This is a genomic window from Moorena sp. SIO2C4, assembly GCF_010672485.1.
Classification (GTDB): domain Bacteria; phylum Cyanobacteriota; class Cyanobacteriia; order Cyanobacteriales; family Coleofasciculaceae; genus Moorena; species Moorena producens.
Window position 1 is genome coordinate 1 of record NZ_JAAHGN010001318.1, and the last position, 1,755, is coordinate 1,755.

Below are 1,755 nucleotides of genomic sequence, written 5' to 3' on the forward strand. Positions count from 1 at the left end.
TTCTAAGCTCACTGGTCGATACATCTGGGATGTAGTACCGATTGAAAATCTCCAGTGGCGTTGGCAAGATAGCTTGGCTACAGGGACTCGGCATTATATGCCAGAACAAACTCTGAAGATTGGTCTGTATAAAGCTCCTCAAGGGGATTTAGGATCACCATCGATGGTGCTGGCAATGCCAAAGTGGGATGACCCGAATGTTTATGTACCCTGGAATGAAACACCCCACACGGAATCTTCATCTACTTATTATTTGTCAAAATACCAAGTTCAGGAAATTGAACGCAGTCTCAACCTAAGCGTCAATCCTTTGCTCAACCCAGAGGGAAGTGTGCGAGGTGGGTTAGTGGTTCTAGAAGATATGACTCGTGAGAAGCGTATGAAGACAGCCATGTATCGCTACATGACTCCACGGGTTGCTGATCAAGTCTTAGCCCTAGGGGAAGATACCTTAATGCAGGGCAAGAAGCAAGAAGTAACAATTCTATTTTCCGATATCCGGGGCTACACAAACCTAACAGAACATCTCGGAGCAACAGAGGTGGTATCGTTGCTCAACAAGTATTTTGAAACCATGGTAGAGGCTGTATTCAATCATGATGGCACCTTGGACAAGTTTATTGGAGATGCCTTGATGGCGGTGTTTGGAGCACCTTTACCCCTGCCAAATCATGCTTGGAAGGCTGTCAAATCAGCTCTAGATATGCGCTCACGCTTAGCAAAATTTAATTCCAATCGCAGTCGTAACAACCAACCTGAAATCCGGATTGGAATGGGAATTAGTTCTGGAGAAGTGGTTTCCGGCAATATCGGCTCCCAAAAACGGATGGACTATACGGTTATTGGAGATGGGGTGAATCTAAGTGCTCGTCTCGAAAGCGTTACCAAAGAGTATGGCTGCGACATTATCTTGAGTGAGTCTACCTATAATTTGTGCCGCGATCGCATTGTGGTGCGGGAGTTAGATCAAATCCGGGTCAAAGGTAAAAACCAAGCGGTTAGGATTTATGAATTAATTGGCAAAACCGACGTATCCCTTAGCGATAAAAGAAAACGGTTCTTGGATTTGTATCAAGCAGGGCGTAATGCTTACATCAAACGAGACTTTCACCAGGCACTCAAGTATTTTACTGATGCACTAGATATACAACCAAATGACCGGCCTGTCAAGACCCATATTAACCGAGCTAAAAACTATTGTGATCATCCTCCTGATGATTCCTGGGATGGAGTTTACACGATGACCACGAAGTAAAGAATGACGTATTTCATCCTTTATATACCCAGGCTCTTTTTGCTTTGTTTCAACTCTTTCCAGAGTTTTTTAATCTGCTGGTAAGCCTCTTTTGGAGGCAGCTTACCAGCAGTTTCCAGATTACAGATGTAGCTGACTTTTTGAGCAAATTCCTGTAAATTAGCGTTAAAAACCACGTTTTCTGGCTTGAACTGACCGTGATAGGGACTGTGAGGGTGTAAAAAATCAGATGGATCTACCATAGCTATTGCCTGCACCAGACGTTTTTAACCTAACCTTAACTTAACTGATTAAAGGATAACTCACGCTCCACCAAATTTCGGATTTTGTCTGATTGTGATTGCTGTAATAGACATCAGGTTTTACGGTACTGCCCAAAACACAAGGGCATTGTCTTGATGCAAAGGGCGAGTGGTTTTGTGTCTGTTTGCGAAACACCACGATTCTCCTTTGGAGACACTAGGTGAATGCACCGCTGTTTTACCCGTGGGAACCCCCAC

The 1,755-nt window shown here is 44.0% G+C and carries 2 protein-coding genes; one reads left to right on the forward strand and one right to left on the reverse strand.

Annotation, left to right across the window (positions count from 1 at the left end; translation table 11 throughout):
* The coding region (locus F6K20_RS37045) for an adenylate/guanylate cyclase domain-containing protein (protein ID WP_287298202.1) at positions 1 to 1,255 on the forward strand (1,255 nt) is incomplete at its 5' end.
* 20 nt (positions 1,256 to 1,275) lie between these two features.
* Here F6K20_RS37045 and F6K20_RS37050 read toward each other — a convergent pair.
* Positions 1,276 to 1,497, reverse strand: coding sequence for a DUF7219 family protein (locus F6K20_RS37050; RefSeq protein WP_008180180.1), 222 nt, complete (start codon positions 1,495 to 1,497; stop codon positions 1,276 to 1,278).
* Between the last annotated feature and the right edge of the window lie 258 nt (positions 1,498 to 1,755).